We start from the raw sequence: 17,404 nt of genomic DNA, 5'->3' as shown, positions 1-17,404 counted from the left end.
TCAGCCCTGGATGTTGCGCCCTCGGTTCCATCCCGGCACGCCCAGATCGGCCCGGTATTTCGCCACGGTGCGCCGGGCCAGATGTATGCCGCGGCGGGCCAGTTCTTCGGTAAGCGCGGCATCCGACAACCTGAGTCCGTCTGGCCAGGTTGCGATCACGTCTTGCAGTGCTTGGCGCAATTGTCGCGGGCCAAGCTCGGGGTTGTCCGGGCTGGCGGGCGCCAGCAGCAACTCGCGCAGGAACAGCGTGCCGCGCGGAGCCTGCATCGCCACCCCCGCGATGCAGCGACTGATCGTGCTGCGCGCAAGCCCCGACCGGCTTGCCAGATCACCGAGGGTCAATGGTCTTGGCGCGCGCCCGTGCAGCAGGAACCCGGCCTGCGTGGCGACCATCAGCCTTGCCACGCGCAAGAGCGTGGCCTGACGCGCATTGCAGCCCGCCACAAGGGCCCGCGCCAGGGCTGCCTGCCTATCGGTCGCAGCCGCGCCAGCTGTGCCCTCGAACATCGCGGACGGGGCATCAAGCAGCCGCAAGCCGCCATCCGCAGTCAGCAAGAGTTCCGGCGCGATCAGCTCCGGGGTGTCATCGCCCAGAGAAACCGGCGACAGGCTGTGCAGGTCGGCAATCATGTCGGACGCATCTTCGGCGTCGCAGCCGCAAAAAGCCTGGATCGCGGCGATGTCGCGCGCCGCGACCAGATCCAGCCGCGTCAGCAGCCGCCCGATCATCGGGTCGAGGCGACCCCGCGCGCGCAATTGCAGCGCCAGCGCCTCGGGCAGGTCGCGGGCAAAGACGCCCGGCGGCTCCAGTTCCTGCAACACGGGCAGCAGCGCCTCGATCCGGGGGACGGGCACCTCCAGCCAGCCGGCAATCTCGGCCAGCGGCTCGGCCAGCAGACCATGATCGTCCAGGCAATGCACCAGCGCCCGGGCCAGCTCTGCCTGCTCGCGCGCCAACCGCAACAGACCGATCTGACCCAGCAGTGCCTGACGGGCCGAGATGCTTTCGGCGGGTTCGGAAAGCACAAGGAAGGGATTGCGCGATGCCTCGAGCCGCAGACGGCGTCGAATGCGGCCCGCGTCCATCGCCAGAAGGTCAAGCGATAGCCGCATGTGCTGGCTCAGCTTCAATCCCCGGATCTGGCGTTGGTCCTGCCTTTGCATCGTCAGTCCCTGCTGTGGCGCCACAGTGTGGCAGGCAGATGCAACAGTGTGCTGCTCAAAGCCCTTGGAATCGTGGCGTCAGGAATTGGCATGGTCGTTGCTTGCATGATGGGCAGGGAGGACGAACATGGTCAAGGTCGGCATCATCGCCAATCCGATTTCAGCCCGCGACATCCGTCGGGTCATTTCCCATGCGGGCAATCTGCCCATCAACGACCGGGCCAATATCGTGCTGCGGATGATGACCGGGCTGGCCGCTGCCGGGGTGGACGAGGTGGTCGTCATGCCCGAAAACGGCGGCATCCGCTTTCACCTGGAACGCATCATCGGGCGCGAGCTGCGGCTGGGCCACAGCGGCCTGCCGCGCCTGCGCTATCTGGACATGCCGGTTACCGCCTCGGCCCAGGACAGCGCCACGGCGGCTGAAATGATGGCGGCCGAAGCTGTGGCCGCCATCGTGGTGCTGGGGGGCGACGGCACCAACAGGGTCGTGGTCGGCGCCTGCGGTTCCGTGCCGGTGGCGGGGGTCTCGACCGGGACCAACAACGCCTTTCCCGAATTGCGCGAACCCACGATCACCGGCCTTGCGGTGGGCCTGGCGGCCAGCGGCCGCGTTCCTGCCGCGACGGCGCTGCGTGCCAACAAATGGCTCGAGGTCAGGGTGAACGATCGCCGGGAAATCGCGCTGGTCGATGTCGCCGTGGTCGAAGAGCACTATGTTGGCGCCCGTGCGATCTGGAAGGCCGAGGGGTTTCGGGATCTGTTCGTGACCTTCGGGCTGCCGCAGGCCATCGGCATGTCGGCCATCGCGGGCCTGTGCGCGCCCTTGGACCGCGACGCGCCACAGGGCCGGCACATCCGCCTTTCGCCCCGGGCAAGCCGGTGGCTGGCGGCGCCGATCGCCCCCGGTTTGATCGAGCGCGTAGGCATCGCCGGGGTCGAGGTCATGCAGCCCGGGGCGCGACATGTCCCTTCGATCGCGCAAGGTGCCCTGGCTTTTGACGGCGAGCGCGAACTGACCTTCGGTCCCGGCGACCGGGTTTCGGTGCGTCTGGTTCCAGATGCGTTTCACACCATCGATGTGCCCGCCTGCATGGCTCATGCCGCGCAGGAGGGGCTTTTCCTGTGCAACCCAGACTGAACAACAAGAGGGAGGAGTTCATGTCCAATCCGTTTCCACTGCCAAAGGAGCGGCTGCTGGATGCCTATCGCAAGATGCGCACCATCCGCGACTTTGAAGAGCGACTGCATGTCGATTTCGCCCGGGGCGAGATTCCGGGCTTTGTGCATCTATATGCCGGCGAGGAGGCGACGGCTGTCGGCATCATGATGCATCTGCACGACCGCGACCGTATCGCATCGACCCATCGCGGCCATGGCCATTGCATCGCCAAGGGCGTCGACGTCAAGGCGATGATGGCCGAAATCTATGGCAAGGCCACCGGCTGCTGCGCGGGCAAGGGCGGGTCGATGCACATTGCCGACCTGTCGCTGGGCATGATGGGCGCAAACGGTATCCTGGGGGCGGGCGCACCGCTGGTCTGCGGGGCGGCACTGGCGGCGCAGAAGCTGGGCCATGACGGTGTGGGCATCACCTTTTTCGGGGATGGCGCGTCCAACCAGGGCACCGTGCTGGAAAGCATGAACCTGGCGGCGATCTGGAACCTTCCGGCCATTTTCGTGGTCGAGAACAACGGTTATGCCGAATCGACCTCGGTCGATTACGCCACTGCCTCGGACAGCTACGTGGACCGCGCCGCCGGCTTCGGCATGCCGGGCATCACCGTGGACGGCATCGATTTCTTCGCCGTCTACGAGGCTGCGGGCGAGGTGATCCGGCGGGCGCGCGAGGGTGCCGGACCCACGTTGCTGGAATGCAAGAACGTGCGCTTCTTTGGCCATTTTGAAGGCGATGCCCAGACCTACAAGGCGCCGGGCGAGAATGAATACAACCGCGCCCATAACGATTGCCTGAAGCTGTTTCGGCAAAAGGTCACCCAGGCCGGGGTGATCTCGGACGCCGAACTGGATGCCATCGACGCCGAGGTTGCGGCGCTGATCGACGAGGCCGTGGCCGAAGCTGTTGCCGCCCCGCTGCCCGGACCCGAGCAGCTGACCACCGACGTTTACGTGAGCTATTGAGGGAGGCATTGCCATGGCACGCATCATCAGCATGAAGGACGCGGTCAACGAGGCCCTGGATCAGGAAATGACCCGCGATCCCACCGTCATCATGATGGGAGAGGACATCGTCGGCGGCGCCGGCACCCAGGGCGAAGAGGACGCCTGGGGCGGCGTCCTGGGGGTCAGCAAGGGGCTTTATGCCAAGCATCCCAACCAGATGATCGACACACCCCTGTCGGAAAGCGCCTATGTCGGCGCCGCCATCGGTGCGGCGACGGCCGGGCTGCGCCCGGTGGCGGAACTGATGTTCGTCGATTTCGTCGGTGTCTGCCTGGATCAGATCTTCAACCAGGCGGCCAAGTTCCGCTACATGTTCGGGGGCAAGGCCGAAACTCCGGTAGTGATCCGGGCGATGTGCGGGGCCGGTTTCCGGGCTGCTGCCCAGCACAGTCAGATGCTGACGCCCCTGTTTGCCCATGTGCCCGGGCTCAAGGTCGTCTGTCCGTCGAACGCCTATGATTGCAAGGGGTTGCTGATCCAGGCGATCCGCGACAACGATCCGGTGATCTTTCTCGAGCACAAGAACCTTTACGCCAGCACGGCCGATGTGCCCGAGGAACCCTATACCATCCCCTTTGGCGAGGCGAATATCGTCCGTGAAGGGGGCGATGCCACCATCGTCACCTATGGTCAGATGGTGGGGCGCTCGGTCGAGGCGGCCGATCTGCTGAAGCGGGACGGGATCGAGGTCGAGGTGATCGACCTGCGCACGCTGTCGCCCATCGACATCGATACGGTTCTGGAAAGCGTCCAGGCGACAGGACGGCTGGTCTGTGTCGATGAGGCCAATCCCCGCTGCTCGATCGCGGCCGACATCGCGGCCACGGTGGCGCAGGAAGCCTTCGGTTCCCTGCGCGCTGCTGTGCAGATGGTGACGCCGCCCCATGCCCCGGTGCCGTTCTCGCCCTCGCTCGAGGATGCCTATGTGCCCTCGGCCGCGCGTATCGCCGATGCCGTGCGCAAGACGATGGGGAACTGACATGGACCAGATCACACCGATCCTGATGCCCAAATGGGGCCTGTCGATGAAAGAGGGCAAGCTGGCCGCATGGCACGTGGCCGAAGGTGCCCATATCAGCCCCGGCGACGAGATCATGGATGTCGAAACCGACAAGATCGCCAATGTCGTCGAGGCAGCGGACGGGGGCCTGCTGCGCCGCCGTGTCGGCGTTCAGGGCCAGACCTATCCGGTGCGCGCGCTTCTGGGGGTGATGGCGCCCGAAACCGTTCCCGAAGCCGAGATCGATGCCTTTGTCGCGGCATGGCAGATGCCGGCCGCTGACAGCGACGATCAGGATGACGCACCCCGCCACGAATTCGCCGAACTGCCGGTGGGACGCATCCGCTATGCCGACCGGCCGGGCGAAGGAACGCCCCTGGTGCTGATCCATGGTTTCGGCGGCGATCTGGACAACTGGCTGTTCAATATCGACGCCTTGACCCAGCACGGCCGGGTGCTGGCCCTTGACCTGCCGGGGCACGGCCATTCCGTCAAGACTGCCGGACCGGCCGATCTGAAGCTGATGGTGGACACGGTTCTGGCGTTCATGGATCACCTTGGCGTCGAACGCGCGCATCTTGTCGGCCATTCGATGGGCGGGTTGATTGCCGGGGCAGTCGCAGCCGCGCGGCCGCAGCGGGTGGCGTCGGTGACGCTGATCTGCCCTGCCGGGCTGGGGGCCGAGATCAACGGCGATTACATCGACGGCTTTGTCCGATCCGCCGGCCGCAAGGAGCTGAAGCCGGTGCTGGCGCAGCTGTTTCACGACCAGACACTGGTCAGCCGCGCCATGGTCGAGGACTTGCTGAAATACAAGCGCCTCGACGGGGTGCAGGGGTTCCTGTCCGATCTTGCTTCGGCACTGTTCCGGGACGGCCGGCAAAGCGAAACCATCGTCGCCCCGTTGCAGGCATCTGGCGTGCCCGTTCAGGTGATCTGGGGTCAGGCCGACGCCATCATCCCGGCCGGTCATGCCGCGAATCTGCCGGGCGCGGAATGCCACGTCATCCCCTCTGCCGGCCATATGGTGCAGATGGAGCAATCGGCCGAGGTCAATCGCCTGATCGGCGACTTCATTGCCTGACCCCTGACCGCCCCCGGCGGGTGTCCCGGGGCGGTCGCTTGTCCAGCAAAAGGAAAAACCCGTGAACGTTCAGCAGAAGCTGGCCGAGGTGAATGCGCGCGCGGTCGCCCTTCACAAGGCCGATCCACAGACCATGACCGCCTTTCGCGGCGTCATGACCGCGGCCAATCGCGCCGGCAGGTTGGGGGCCGCCACCAAGGAACTGGTTGCGGTCGCCGTGGCCATAGGGCGCGGCTGCGAGGATTGCATCCTGTTTCATACCAGTGCGGCCAAACAGCACGGCGCCAGCCGCGATGAACTGGTCGAAGTGCTCGCCGTCGCCATCGAGATGTCGGGCGGGCCGGGCACGGTCTATGCCGGCAAGGCGCTGGCTGCATTCGATGCGTTGTGAGGTGACATCATGAAGGCATTGCGTTTTCACGCCAGAAGGGACTTGCGGATCGACGATATCGCCGAACCGCCGCAGCCCGGTCCGGGCCAGGTTCTGGTCCGCAACAGCCATGTCGGCATCTGCGGGACCGATCTGCATGAATATGTCTCGGGCCCGATCTTCATTCCGCAAACCCCGCATCCCTACACGGGTGCGCAGGGGCCGCAGGTGCTGGGCCATGAATTCGGCGGCACCGTGATCGCGGTGGGTCCGGGCGTCAGCAAGGTTGCGCCCGGCGATCGCGTTGCGGTGCAGCCTCTGGTCATGCCGCGCAGTGGCGAACATTTCGCCGATCGCGGCTGGCACAACCTGTCGGCCAGTCTGGCGCTGGTCGGATTGTCCTGGCCCTGGGGCGGCATGGCCGAGATGGCGCTGCTCAACGATTATAACGTCGAGCGCATTCCCGACACCATGACCGACGAGGAAGCCGCGCTTGTCGAGCCGACAGCGGTTTGCGTCTATGCCTGCGACCGGGGCGGTGTTCGGGCAGGCGATTGCGTGCTGGTGACGGGTGCCGGCCCCATCGGCATCCTAGCCCTGATGACCGCGCGCGCCTTTGGTGCCACCCGGCTTATCGTGTCGGACATCAACGACACCAGGCTGGCGCTGGCCGCGCAGGTGGTGCCGGGCGTGGTCACCGTCAACCCTGCCCGTGAAAACCTGGGGGAAATCGTCCGCGCGGCCTCGACATCGGGGCTGGGTTGCGACGTGGCGCTGGAATGCGTGGGCAGCGAACGGGCCCTGCAATCCTGCCTGGAGGCAGTGCGCAAGCAGGGCGTGATCGTCCAGACCGGCCTGCATCCCGGCAAGGGCAGCGTCGACTTCTTTCAGCTGACCTTCAAGGATGCCGAAATCCGCGGATCGTGGTGCTATCCCACCTACAGCTGGCCCCGCACCATCGAACTGATTGCTTCGGGCGCGATTCCGGCGGGCAGGGTGGTGACGGGCCGCATCGGTTTGCGCGAGGCCGTGACCCAGGGCTTTGACGCGCTGCTGGATCCGGCCGGCAGCCACCTGAAGATCCTGATCGATATGTCCCGGACAGATTAGCCGGCGCAATAACTATCCCCCCGTGCGGCAGTCTCATGCTATCGTCGCACGGGGCTTGTGGCAGCGGCTGGGGAGGCACCGATGCTGGAAATGGCTGACCATGGGACGCATGTCCTTGAAGTCATGCGCGTGGCCGAGGGCGAGATGTCGCCGCGCCGCGATGCCGATGTTCTGGCGTCATGGCGCCGCTGCGTGCGTGAATATCGGCTGGAGCCCGGCCGGCGGCTTGGCCCGCGCATCCTGACCGAAGGCGAGCTGCGCCAGCACCGGCAGGAATCCGAAGAGCTGCTGGAAATGGCGCGCCACGGGATGGAGGATCTGTATCGGCGCGTGAATGCCATGGGATATGTGCTGCTGCTGGCCAATGCCCATGGGGTGACCGTCGACGCCATCGGCGATGCGCAGCTGGACCGCGATCTGCGACATGCCGGGCTGATCGCCGGTTCGCAGTGGAATGAAAACCATGTCGGAACGAACGGGGTTGGCGCCTGTCTGGCCACCGGCAGGGCGATCACCGTTCATCGCAGCGATCACTTTGATCTGGCGCTGACGCCATTATCCTGCACTGCCGTGCCGTTGCACGGCACGCGCGGCGGGCTTATCGGCGTGCTTGACCTGTCCCATCTGCAGGCACCGCAGGACAAGATGAGCCAGGCCCTGACGCTGGAGGTGATGAAATCCTGTGTTCGGCGTATCGAAATGGCGAACCTGGTGCGACGTCATCGCGGCGATTGGATCCTGCGGCTGAACCCCTCGCCCGAGTTTCTCGATGTCGATCCCATGGCGGCCGTGGCCATCGACGCCGACGGTCGCATCAGCGGCATGACCCATAATGCCCGCGACTTGCTGGCCCCGGACGCGGACGCGCCGCTGATCGGTCGCCGCTTCCAGGACATCTTTGCCGGTGAGCCTGAAGACCTGCCGAAACTGTCGCGGGCGATGGCGCCGGTCGATGGCGCGCTGGAAATTCTGGGCGGGGGGTTGATCTTTGCCCGGGCCGTGCCGCCGGGCACCGCGCCCCGGGCCGTCGCTGTGCCCAGCCTGCCTGCGCCGCTGGCGGCGATTCATGGTGGCGATCCCGCGATGCAACGCCTGGCCGAGCGGGCGGCCAAGGTCGTCGACCGACAGATCAGCATCATCCTGCGCGGCGAAACCGGCACCGGCAAGGAATTCATCGCCCGTGCGATTCATGCATCGTCACGACGGCGCGGGGCATTCGTGGCGATCAACTGCGCAGCCTTGCCCGAGGCGCTGATCGAAAGCGAACTGTTCGGCTATGCCCCGAATGCCTTCACCGGCGCACATGCCCGCGGCAAGAAGGGGCTGATCCGCGAGGCTCATGGCGGCACCCTGTTTCTGGACGAGATCGGCGACATGCCGCTGGCATTGCAGGCGCGGCTGCTGCGGGTTCTGTCGGAACGCGAGGTTCTGGCGGTGGGCGCCTCGCGCCCCGAGCCGGTGGACATCCGGGTGATTTCCGCCTCGCATCGGGATCTGGCCTCGCTGGTGGCGGAAGGAAGGTTCCGCCAGGATCTGTATTATCGTGTGAACGGGCTCATTCTTGACATTCCCGCGGTGCGCGCACGCACCGATCTGGAATGGCTCATCGACCGGATAGCCGATGCCACCGAAGGAAAGCCACGGTTTTCCGCCGCCGCCATGGCCCGCCTGCTGGCGCATGACTGGCCGGGAAATGTGCGCGAGATCGTCAATCTTTGCGCGCTCTGCGCCGCGCTTTGCGACGGGGGGCTGGTCGGGGTCGAGGATCTGCCGGCAGGCATTGGTGAAACCGCCCGCCAGGCACCGGGCGACAGTGCCACGCAAGGGCGCGCGCTGCGCAGCCTGATCGCGGCATGCGACGGCAATATCTCGGCTGCGGCGCGCCAGGCCGGGGTGGATCGAAGCACCATCTACCGAAGGATGCGGCGTCTGGGCCTGTCCGGATCGGGCGGCGCGCCCGAAGGGTCGGGCATCGGGAACTGACCTTCAGCCCGCCAGCAGCCAGAACGGATCCTCGGCCTGTGGCTGGCGGGTGATGCGAAAGCCCATCGCCTGAAAGAAGGCCAGCGCTTGCGGATTGTCACTTGCGACGATGGCGTGCCAGCGCCGCGCCTGCATCCGGGGCAGGGCGGTCAGGCTTTGCCATGCCCGCCTTCCCCAGCCTTGCCTGCGCAGCGATGGGGCCACGGCAAGATCGGTGACCAACCAGCTGCCGGCCGGCGCTTCCGGGCGGTCGTCGGGCACCAGGCCGATGACGGCCCGCAGCTCGCCCCCGCTCAGCAGTGCCCACTGTTCGCCCCGGACATCGGACAGCACATGGTCCAGCCAGTCGTCGTCCATCGGCCCCAGATGTCGGTTCAGCCGGTCATCCGCATACCAGGCGCGATATGCGGGAAAATCCTGCGCCTGAAACGGTCGCAGCGTCAGCCGTTCATTCGGCAATGGCGATCTGGATTTCGATGCGGTTGTCGGGCGACTCCGGACCCTGCCACTGGTGATAGACTTCGCGGCTTTCGCGCCCCGGTTGCAGTCCTGCCTGTTCCATTGCCGCCAGCAGCGGCGCATAACCCGCCTCAAAAAGGGTCGACAGCGGTCCGTGATGCACCAGGCAGGCGCAATTCAGCGCCGGCAACGCGCCGTCTGCCGATGCCTCGACCGGCAAGCAGAACTCCATGTCGAAACGGGTCGTGGTATCGCGCGGCATGCCCAGGGCACGAAACACCGGGGGACCGCTGACAGCAAGCCGGCGCTGGCGCGCCTCATCCGTCAAGGCCTGCAAGGCCGGGCCGGATTCGGCACCGATTTCGGGAATCGTAAGCCGCACCTGCCGACGCAGCGCGGCAAGGGGGGGAAGCTGGCGTATCTGCATGATCTGAAACCGTTCTGAATCGAATTTTTGCGCAGGTTGCCGTGGCGAAACGCCCTGCGCAAGGGGGTGACGCACAGGCAGCACCGCCCGGCGTCAACAGCGCGGCAGATCACTGTCCATGCGCCGGTCCGGATCGCGTCCGCACGCCCGGCCCTCTGTCGCAGCGGGATCAGCCCCAGGCCGAAGCAATACATCGGAAAGGTGTGGTCGCGCAGACAAGGGCATGGCTGTGGTCCCGGGGGCATCGCCCCCAGCCGCAGCCTGCGCGGCCGCCTTGCCCCACGACCAGCAGGACCGGCAAGGGCCTGCCACACCTCCGCCAGCGTGCGCCAAGCCGCAGAACATTCCGCATTGCCCTGCGGGGCTTTCTGAGAAATCCGAGAAATCTGGGTAAGTTTATGCGGGAAAATCAGCGCATTGCTGTTTGTGTTTGGTGGAGCCAAGGGGAGTCGAACCCCTGACCTCTTGAATGCCATTCAAGCGCTCTACCAACTGAGCTATGGCCCCACCGGAGGTCTTGGGCAGCGGCTGCGCCGCCCGTGTGAGGGGTCGTATAGGGGGGGGCGCGGATGGGTGCAAGCGGAAAAATCACCCTCTTGCGGATTTTTTGACAAGCCCATGAAAGGCAATGACATATCCGGGGAAATGGGGGTCGGATACCCGGGATTCAGCTCAATTCCGCAGCTGGCTTCTGGCCCAGGCGGCGATGGCCGCGGCGTCCATTGCACCTGCCTGACGCGCCAGTTCATGGCCGTGGTGAAACAGCAGCAGGGTGGGGATACCGCGAATGCCCAGGCTCGCGGCCGTCGCCTGTTCCGATTCGGAATTGAGTTTGACAAGCCGCATGCTCGGTTCCAGGGATCGCGCAGCGCGGGCGAATTCCGGCGCCATCATCCGGCAGGGTCCGCACCAGGGCGCCCAGACATCGACCAGCACCGGGATCGAATTGCGGCCGATCTGGCGCGCGAACATGCGGCTGTCGACATCGGCGGGCTGGCCGGAAAACAACGGCGTCCGGCATTTTCCGCAGCGCGCGGCCAGGGCATCGCGATCCGGCGGCAGGCGGTTCAGCGCCGCGCAATTGGTGCAGACGATCTGGCGTTCGCTGTCCGACATCATCGCCTCCGGCAGGTCGTGTTGACGATATATTCGGATTCCTGTAGATATTCAAGAATGACCACAGCAATCCTTGCCCCAAAGGTCGCGGTGCCAACCGCCGCCGATCCCGAAGCCATGCGTGCTGCGGCGGATGAGGCCAGCGAGCTTCTGAAATCCCTGGGCAACCGGCATCGGCTGCTGATCCTCTGCGCCCTGGCGGTGGGCGAGCGTTCGGTCGGGCAATTGGCTGCGTTCCTGGGCATCCGCGATTCCACGGTGTCGCAGCATCTGGCGCTGTTGCGGCGCGATCGCATCATCGCCGGCCGCAGGGAAGGGCAAGTGATCTGGTATCGCATCGAAAGCGAGGCCGCGCGACGCGTCATGGCCGTGCTTTACGAAAGTTTCTGCACGCCCGCGCAGCAGGCGCGGGCGGGGCTGTGCAAGGGCGCCGCGGGTCCGGTCTAGCGCCGTTCGCAGGTATTCATGCCCAGCAGCCGGTAGGCAGGGCAGAAACGGAACAGCGCCGTCGCAACCAACACCAGACCGACGATTACCGCCAGCCATTTCCAGAATCCGACCAGCCCGGCCAAAAGGCCCAGCAGAATCAGCAGGGCGCCGACGACAATGCGCAGGATCCGGTCGGTGCTGCCAACATTGGGGATCATGTCCTTCCTCCTTCGCGGGCCGGCTTGCGAACGCGGGCAACCGAGCCACGGCAGGATTGCAAACCGGTCTTGCCGAAAAAATATATTCAAGTCTGCGTAGATATGCAAGCGATTGCCGGGCCGGATGCAGGACCGAAGGCGCGGGGCATCCGGTCCCATTGCGTGCCGTCTTCAGTCGATTTCCACCAGCAGATCCTTGGCGTCGATCTGCTCGCCAGGGCGGACGTGCAGGGCCTTGACCACCCCGGGACGGTCGGCATGCAGGCCGGTTTCCATCTTCATCGCCTCGATGGTCAGCAACAGATCGCCGGGATTGACCTTCTGGCCCTGACTGACCGCGACCGAGGTGATGACCCCCGGCATCGGCGCCCCGACATGGCCGTCATTGCCGGGCTGGGCCTTGGGGCGGGCGGCGGTCTGCGACTTGACCAGGCGGTTCGGCACCCGGATCACGCGCGGCTGGCCATTCAGTTCGAAGAACACCTTGACCTCGCCCGTCTCGTCGGTTTCGCCGATGGCCTGCAGGCGGATTTCCAGTGTCTTGCCGGGATCGATTTCGGCGGCGATTTCCTCGCCCGGCTCCATCCCGTAAAAGAAGGTGCGGGTGGGCAGGGTGCGCACCGGGCCGTATTGGCGATGCCGGCCCATGTAGTCCAGAAACACCTTCGGATACATCAGATAGCCGTTCAGATCCTCGTCATCGACGGCCTTGCCCTCGAGCTGCCGGCTCAGATCGGCGCGAACTGCTTCAAGGTCGACCGGCGGCATCGAGGCGCCAGGTCGGCTGGTCAGCGGCGTCTCGCCCTTCAGCACCTTGCGTTGCAGGGCGGGCGGCCAGCCGCCGGGGGGCTGGCCCAGGTTGCCACGCATCATGTCCACGACCGATTCGGGGAATGCGACCTCGACGGCCGGATCCTCGACCTGTTCGCGGCTCAGCCCCTGCGCCACCATCATCAGCGCCATGTCCCCCACCACCTTGGAACTGGGCGTGACCTTGACGATGTCGCCGAACATCCGGTTGGCATCGGCATAGGCTTGGGCGACCTCGTGCCAGCGTTCCTCCAGCCCCAGGCTGCGGGCCTGGGCCTTGAGGTTGGTGAACTGGCCGCCGGGCATCTCGTGCAGCCAGACTTCGGAGGCAGGCGCCTGCAAGCCGGATTCGAAGGCGGCGTATTGTTCCCGCACCGCCTCCCAGTAATTGCTGATCTGGCGGATGGCCGCGATGTCGAGCCCGGTGTCGCGGTCGGTATTGCGCAGCGCCTCGACCACCGAGCCCAGGCAGGGCTGCGAGGTATTGCCCGACAGTGCATCCATGGCGCAATCGACGGCATCGACGCCGGCGGCGCTGGCGGCCAGGATGGTCGCCCCCGCAAGACCGCTGGTGTCATGGGTGTGGAAATGCACCGGCAGGCCAATTTCCTCTTTCAGGGCCCGCACCAGAATGCTGGCCGAGGCGGGTTTCAACAGCCCCGCCATGTCCTTCAGCCCCAGCACATGGGCGCCCGCGTCACGCAACTGCCGCGCCATGTCCAGGTAGTATTTCAGGTCGTATTTCGACCGCGCCGGGTCCAGCAGGTCGCCGGTATAGCAGATGGTGCCTTCGCAGATCTTGCCGGTTTCGATCACCGCATCCATGGCGACGCGCATGTTTTCGACCCAGTTCAGGCTGTCGAAGACCCGGAACACATCCACCCCGGTTTCGGCGGCCTGCCGCACGAAGAACTGCACGACATTGTCGGGATAGTTGGTATAGCCCACGCCGTTCGATGCTCGCAGCAGCATCTGTGTCAGCAGGTTCGGCAGACGGGCGCGGATGTCGCGCAGCCGCTGCCAGGGACATTCCTGCAGAAAGCGATAGGCCACGTCGAAGGTGGCGCCGCCCCAGCATTCGACGCTGAACAGCTGCGGCAGATTGGCGGCATAGCTGGGCGCGACGCGGATCATGTCGATCGACCGCATCCGCGTGGCCAACAGGCTTTGGTGGCCGTCGCGCATCGAGGTGTCGGTGATCAGCAGCCGCTTTTGCGCCAGCATCCACTCCGCCACGGCCTTTGGGCCCTGGCTGTCCAGCAGCTGGCGGGTGCCGGGGGCGGGTTCGGCCCGCGGCGGCGGCGGGACCAGGGTGCGGGCCTGTGCCGGCGGCTGTGGCCGCCCGGCGGTTTCCGGATGCCCGTTGACCGAGATGTCGGCGATATAGACCAACAGCTTGGTCGCCCGGTCGCGGCGTTTGCGAAAGGCGAAAAGCTCGGGCGTGGTGTCGATGAACTTGGTGGTATAGCTGTCATCCAGGAAGGTCGGATGCTTGAGCAGGTTGATGACGAATTCGATGTTCGTCGCCACCCCGCGCACGCGAAATTCGCGCAAGGCCCGGTCCATGCGGGCGATGGCCTTTTCCGGGGTCTGGGCATGCGCGGTCACCTTGACCAGCAGGCTATCATAGTAGCGGGTGATGACGCCGCCGGAATAGGCGGTGCCGCCGTCCAGCCGGATGCCGTTGCCGGTCGCCGAGCGATAGGCGGTGATGCGGCCGTAATCGGGAATGAAATTGTTCAGCGGATCCTCGGTCGTGACCCGGCATTGCAGGGCGTGGCCGTTCAGCCGCACGTCCTCTTGGCGGGCAACGCCGGTCGCCTCGGCCAGGGTCGCGCCTTCGGCGATCAGGATCTGGGATTGCACGATGTCGATGCCGGTCACCTCTTCGGTGACGGTGTGCTCGACCTGGACGCGGGGGTTGACCTCGATGAAATAGAACCTGCCGCTGTCCATATCCATCAGGAATTCGACGGTGCCGGCATTCTGATAGCCGACGGCGCGGCCGATGCGCAGCGCCATGTCGCAGACCTCGGCCCGCTGGTCGTCGGTCAGATAGGGGGCCGGGGCGCGTTCGACCACCTTCTGGTTGCGGCGCTGCACGGTGCAGTCGCGTTCATACAGATGATAAAGCCCGCCGTGGCTGTCGCCCAAGAGCTGCACCTCGACGTGGCGGGCGCGCTGGATCATCTTTTCCAGATAGCCTTCGCCATTGCCAAAGGCGGCTTCGGCCTCGCGTCGCCCTTCACGGATCTTTTCGGGCAGTTCTGCTGCGTTCATGATCGGGCGCATGCCCCGCCCGCCGCCGCCCCAGCTGGCTTTCAGCATCAGCGGATAGCCGATCGCCTCGGCTTCGGCCTTGATCGCCTCGATGTCATCGCCCAGCACCTCGGTTGCCGGGATGACCGGAACGCCGGCCGCAATGGCCACGCGCCGCGCGCTGGCCTTGTCGCCCAGGGCGCGCATGGTGTCGGCGCTGGGGCCGATGAAGGCGATGCCGGCCGCGGTGCAGGCATCGACGAAATCGGGATTTTCCGACAGCAGCCCATAGCCCGGGTGAATGGCGTCGGCGCCCGATTCCCGCGCCACGCGGATCACCTCGGGGATGGACAGATAGGCTGCGACCGGCCCCAATCCCTCGCCGATGCGATAAGCCTCGTCCGCCTTGAAGCGGTGCAGGCCCAGCTTGTCCTCTTCGGCATAGATGGCGACGGTTTTCTTGCCCAGTTCGTTGGCGGCCCGCATGACGCGGATCGCGATTTCGCCTCGGTTTGCGACCAGGATCTTTCTGAACATCGGCTGCCCTCCCCCACGATGGTGCGCACGCGCCGCAGGTTAGCGATGCCGCGTCGCGGCGCAACCGCTAACAGCGCCTTTGGCGTTACAATTCCGTCATGCCGTCGCCGCGCCGCGCGCGAAAGAAATTTTGCAGCAGGCGGCGCGATTCTTCTGCGGAAATGCCGTCGATGACCTCGGGGCGGTGGTGGCACTGGGGGTGGTCGAACACGCGCGCCCCGTGACGAACCCCGCCCATGCGCATGTCCTCGGCCCCGTAATACAGCACGGCGATTCGCGCCGCCGAGATCGCGGCGGCGCACATCGGGCAGGGCTCCAGCGTGACCCAAAGGCGCGTGCCGGGCAACCGCTCCGAGCCGATTTGCGCGCAGGCCTGCCGAATGGCCAGAATCTCGGCATGGGCGGTGGGATCGTGCAGCGCCCGGGTGCGATTGCCCGCCCGCGCAAGGATCCGGCCCCGGGAATCGGTCAGCACCGCGCCGACCGGCACCTCGCCGCGCCGGGCGGCGGCGCGGGCTTCCTCAAGGGCAATTGGCATCAGCGAGGTGAATTGCATAGGGGTTTGTGGACCGGCCTTGACCGGCGCGCAAGAAGCGCTTTCCATCACGTGGCGTTGGGCGTAGAAGGCCCCCTTTGCCACCGCAGAGATGCGCAGGAGATCGCGATGACCGACACCCCCGAAAAACCCGCCCAGAATCCGACTGCCGCAGGCCCGGACAATGGGGCCGAAAGGATCGCCAAGGTGATGGCCCGCGCCGGCGTTGCCAGTCGCCGCGAGGCCGAGCGCATGATCCTTGAGGGGCGTGTCACCGTCAACGGCCGCAAGATCGACAGCCCGGCGCTGGACGTGACCGCCCAGGACCGCATCCGCGTCGATGGCCAACCGCTCGAGGCGCCGCAGGAAACCCGGCTGTGGCTGTATTACAAGCCGCTGGGGCTGGTGACCTCGAATGCCGATGAAAAGGGGCGCCAGACCGTGTTCGATGCGCTGCCGCGCGATCTGCCGCGGGTGATGACCGTGGGACGGCTGGACCTGAATTCCGAAGGGCTGCTGCTGCTGACCAATGACGGCGAGCTGAAGCGCCGGCTGGAGCTGCCCAGCACCGGCTGGCTGCGGCGCTATCGCGTGCGCGTCAATGGCACGCCCAACGACCTGACATTTGCGCCGCTGCGCAGGGGCGTGACTATCGACGGCGAGGAATTCCAGCCCATGGAAATCAGCCTTGACAGCCAGCAGGGCGCGAATGCCTGGCTGACCGTCGGCATCCGCGAAGGCCGCAACCGCGAGATTCGCCGCGCCATGGCGCATGTCGGGCTGATCGTGAACCGGCTGATCCGCATCGGCTACGGCCCGTTCAAGCTGACCGGGCTTGAGGAAAACGAGGTGCGCGAGGTCAAGCGCAAGGTTCTGCGCGACCAGCTGGGCGGCTTGCTGACCGGTGAGGTCGAAGAAAAACCGCGCCAGTTCCGCGAACGCGGCGCCCGCAGCGAGGACCGGGCCGCAGGACGCCCGTCCCGCCCCGCGCGGCCGATGGGCGAGGCGAAACCCTTTGCCCGGCGCGGCGATGCGGTCGGCAAGGGTGCGGGCGCGCGCGATCACGCCGGGGCGAAACCCTATGGCCGCCGCGATGGCGGTGGCGGCGCGGCCGATGGCGCGCGCGCGCCGCGCCCGGTCACGGCCGATGGCCAGCGCCGCCCCTATGCCCGCCGCGATGATGACGCCGCGCCGCGCCTTTCGGGCAAGCCCGGCCCGGCCGGTCGCCGCACGGGCGAAAAGCCCGCCGCGGGCGCACGGAGCTGGTCGAAATCCGATGCTCGACCCCGGGCAGGAGCAGAGCCGCGCGCCGGTGCCGGGGCGGCTGGCCAAAGCGGCGGTTATCGTTCCGATCGGTCGGCTGCTGATGGCGGCCGCCCCGCCTCGGCTGGTGGATTCAAGCCCCGCGCGGCCCAGGCAGTCGGCAAGGGGCCGCGCGCAGAATCCGGGCGTGGCGATGGTGGGCGGATCAATGCAGGGCGCGCCGATGCGGGCCGTGGTGGCAAGCCCGCATCAGTCGGTGCCGACCGGCCCGGCAAGGGCGCCGGCTTCAAGCCCGGCAAGCCCAGATCGATCGGCGCGGGAAAACCGGCTGATGCCGCATCCGGAAGCCGTCGTTTCGCCGACAAGCCGGGCGCTGCACGCGGCCCGCGGCCGAAAGGTCCGAAACCGCAGGGGAAAGGCCCCCGGCGCGGCTGATCGACGCGGCGCCCGGTGGGC

16 protein-coding genes and 1 tRNA gene are annotated in these 17,404 nt (G+C 66.3%); 9 read left to right on the top strand and 8 right to left on the bottom strand.

What is annotated here, in order from left to right; genetic code table 11:
* A complete protein-coding gene (locus GB880_RS00565) occupies nucleotides 1–1,164 on the bottom strand; it encodes an RNA polymerase factor sigma-54 (protein ID WP_154493456.1) in 1,164 nt (387 codons plus the stop codon).
* Nucleotides 1,165–1,291: 127 nt separating this feature from the next.
* Here GB880_RS00565 and GB880_RS00560 point away from each other — a divergent pair, with 127 nt between their 5' ends.
* The 7 genes from GB880_RS00560 (at nucleotide 1,292) to GB880_RS00530 (ending at nucleotide 8,895) form a co-directional block, all read left to right on the top strand.
* The gene (locus tag GB880_RS00560; RefSeq protein WP_154493454.1) at nucleotides 1,292–2,305 is read left to right on the top strand and encodes an ATP-NAD kinase family protein; all 1,014 of its coding nucleotides are present in this window, start codon (nucleotides 1,292–1,294) and stop codon (nucleotides 2,303–2,305) included.
* 20 nt (nucleotides 2,306–2,325) lie between these two features.
* Complete coding sequence (locus GB880_RS00555) at nucleotides 2,326–3,306, top strand: thiamine pyrophosphate-dependent dehydrogenase E1 component subunit alpha (protein WP_154493452.1); 981 nt, start codon at nucleotides 2,326–2,328, stop codon at nucleotides 3,304–3,306.
* Nucleotides 3,307–3,319: 13 nt separating this feature from the next.
* Complete coding sequence (locus GB880_RS00550) at nucleotides 3,320–4,327, top strand: alpha-ketoacid dehydrogenase subunit beta (protein WP_154493450.1); 1,008 nt, start codon at nucleotides 3,320–3,322, stop codon at nucleotides 4,325–4,327.
* Nucleotide 4,328: 1 nt separating this feature from the next.
* Entirely contained in the window at nucleotides 4,329–5,432 is a 1,104-nt protein-coding gene (locus GB880_RS00545; protein ID WP_154493448.1) for an acetoin dehydrogenase dihydrolipoyllysine-residue acetyltransferase subunit, read from the top strand.
* 61 nt (nucleotides 5,433–5,493) lie between these two features.
* A complete protein-coding gene (locus GB880_RS00540; protein ID WP_263467208.1) occupies nucleotides 5,494–5,823 on the top strand; it encodes a carboxymuconolactone decarboxylase family protein in 330 nt (109 codons plus the stop codon).
* A gap of 9 nt (nucleotides 5,824–5,832) precedes the next feature.
* Complete coding sequence (locus GB880_RS00535) at nucleotides 5,833–6,912, top strand: 2,3-butanediol dehydrogenase (RefSeq protein WP_154493446.1); 1,080 nt, start codon at nucleotides 5,833–5,835, stop codon at nucleotides 6,910–6,912.
* Between the two features lie 81 nt (nucleotides 6,913–6,993).
* Nucleotides 6,994–8,895 carry a sigma-54-dependent Fis family transcriptional regulator gene (locus GB880_RS00530; protein WP_154493444.1) on the top strand — a complete coding sequence of 634 codons (1,902 nt, stop codon included), beginning with the start codon at nucleotides 6,994–6,996 and terminating at the stop codon, nucleotides 8,893–8,895.
* Between the two features lie 3 nt (nucleotides 8,896–8,898).
* Here GB880_RS00530 and GB880_RS00525 read toward each other — a convergent pair whose 3' ends face one another.
* The 4 genes from GB880_RS00525 to trxC all read right to left on the bottom strand — a co-directional run bounded on the left by GB880_RS00525 (nucleotide 8,899) and on the right by trxC (nucleotide 10,897).
* A complete protein-coding gene (locus GB880_RS00525) occupies nucleotides 8,899–9,354 on the bottom strand; it encodes a GNAT family N-acetyltransferase (protein WP_154493442.1) in 456 nt (151 codons plus the stop codon).
* Nucleotides 9,344–9,781: a GyrI-like domain-containing protein gene (locus tag GB880_RS00520; RefSeq protein ID WP_263467207.1), complete on the bottom strand. Its 438-nt coding sequence runs from the start codon at nucleotides 9,779–9,781 to the stop codon at nucleotides 9,344–9,346. The genes GB880_RS00525 and GB880_RS00520 overlap by 11 nt, the downstream gene beginning before the upstream one ends.
* Nucleotides 9,782–10,212: 431 nt before the next feature.
* Nucleotides 10,213–10,288 (bottom strand) — tRNA-Ala (locus GB880_RS00515).
* Between the two features lie 165 nt (nucleotides 10,289–10,453).
* Complete coding sequence (gene trxC, locus GB880_RS00510; protein WP_154493440.1) at nucleotides 10,454–10,897, bottom strand: thioredoxin TrxC; 444 nt, start codon at nucleotides 10,895–10,897, stop codon at nucleotides 10,454–10,456.
* A 57-nt stretch (nucleotides 10,898–10,954) separates the two neighbouring features.
* Between trxC and GB880_RS00505 the strand changes: the two genes are divergently transcribed.
* Nucleotides 10,955–11,344 carry an ArsR/SmtB family transcription factor gene (locus GB880_RS00505; RefSeq protein WP_154493438.1) on the top strand — a complete coding sequence of 130 codons (390 nt, stop codon included), beginning with the start codon at nucleotides 10,955–10,957 and terminating at the stop codon, nucleotides 11,342–11,344.
* Here the strand turns inward: GB880_RS00505 and GB880_RS00500 are convergent.
* The 3 genes from GB880_RS00500 to GB880_RS00490 form a co-directional block, all read right to left on the bottom strand.
* Nucleotides 11,341–11,544 carry a YgaP family membrane protein gene (locus GB880_RS00500; protein ID WP_154493436.1) on the bottom strand — a complete coding sequence of 68 codons (204 nt, stop codon included), beginning with the start codon at nucleotides 11,542–11,544 and terminating at the stop codon, nucleotides 11,341–11,343. The genes GB880_RS00505 and GB880_RS00500 overlap by 4 nt on opposite strands.
* Nucleotides 11,545–11,715: 171 nt before the next feature.
* On the bottom strand, nucleotides 11,716–15,150 hold the full coding sequence (locus GB880_RS00495; RefSeq protein ID WP_154493434.1) for a pyruvate carboxylase: 3,435 nt from the start codon (nucleotides 15,148–15,150) through the stop codon (nucleotides 11,716–11,718).
* Between the two features lie 85 nt (nucleotides 15,151–15,235).
* Nucleotides 15,236–15,706, bottom strand: a complete 471-nt coding sequence (locus tag GB880_RS00490; protein ID WP_154493432.1) for a nucleoside deaminase — start codon at nucleotides 15,704–15,706, stop codon at nucleotides 15,236–15,238.
* A gap of 108 nt (nucleotides 15,707–15,814) precedes the next feature.
* On the opposite strand from GB880_RS00490, the gene GB880_RS00485 reads away from it, so the two are divergent.
* The gene (locus GB880_RS00485) at nucleotides 15,815–17,383 is read left to right on the top strand and encodes a pseudouridine synthase (protein WP_263467206.1); all 1,569 of its coding nucleotides are present in this window, start codon (nucleotides 15,815–15,817) and stop codon (nucleotides 17,381–17,383) included.
* Nucleotides 17,384–17,404: the final 21 nt, after the last annotated feature.

It is taken from the genome of Paracoccus sp. SMMA_5_TC (genome assembly GCF_009696685.2).
Classification (GTDB): domain Bacteria; phylum Pseudomonadota; class Alphaproteobacteria; order Rhodobacterales; family Rhodobacteraceae; genus Paracoccus.
Note: the sequence above shows the minus strand (reverse complement) of the source record. Positions and strands in the feature narration are given on the sequence as shown.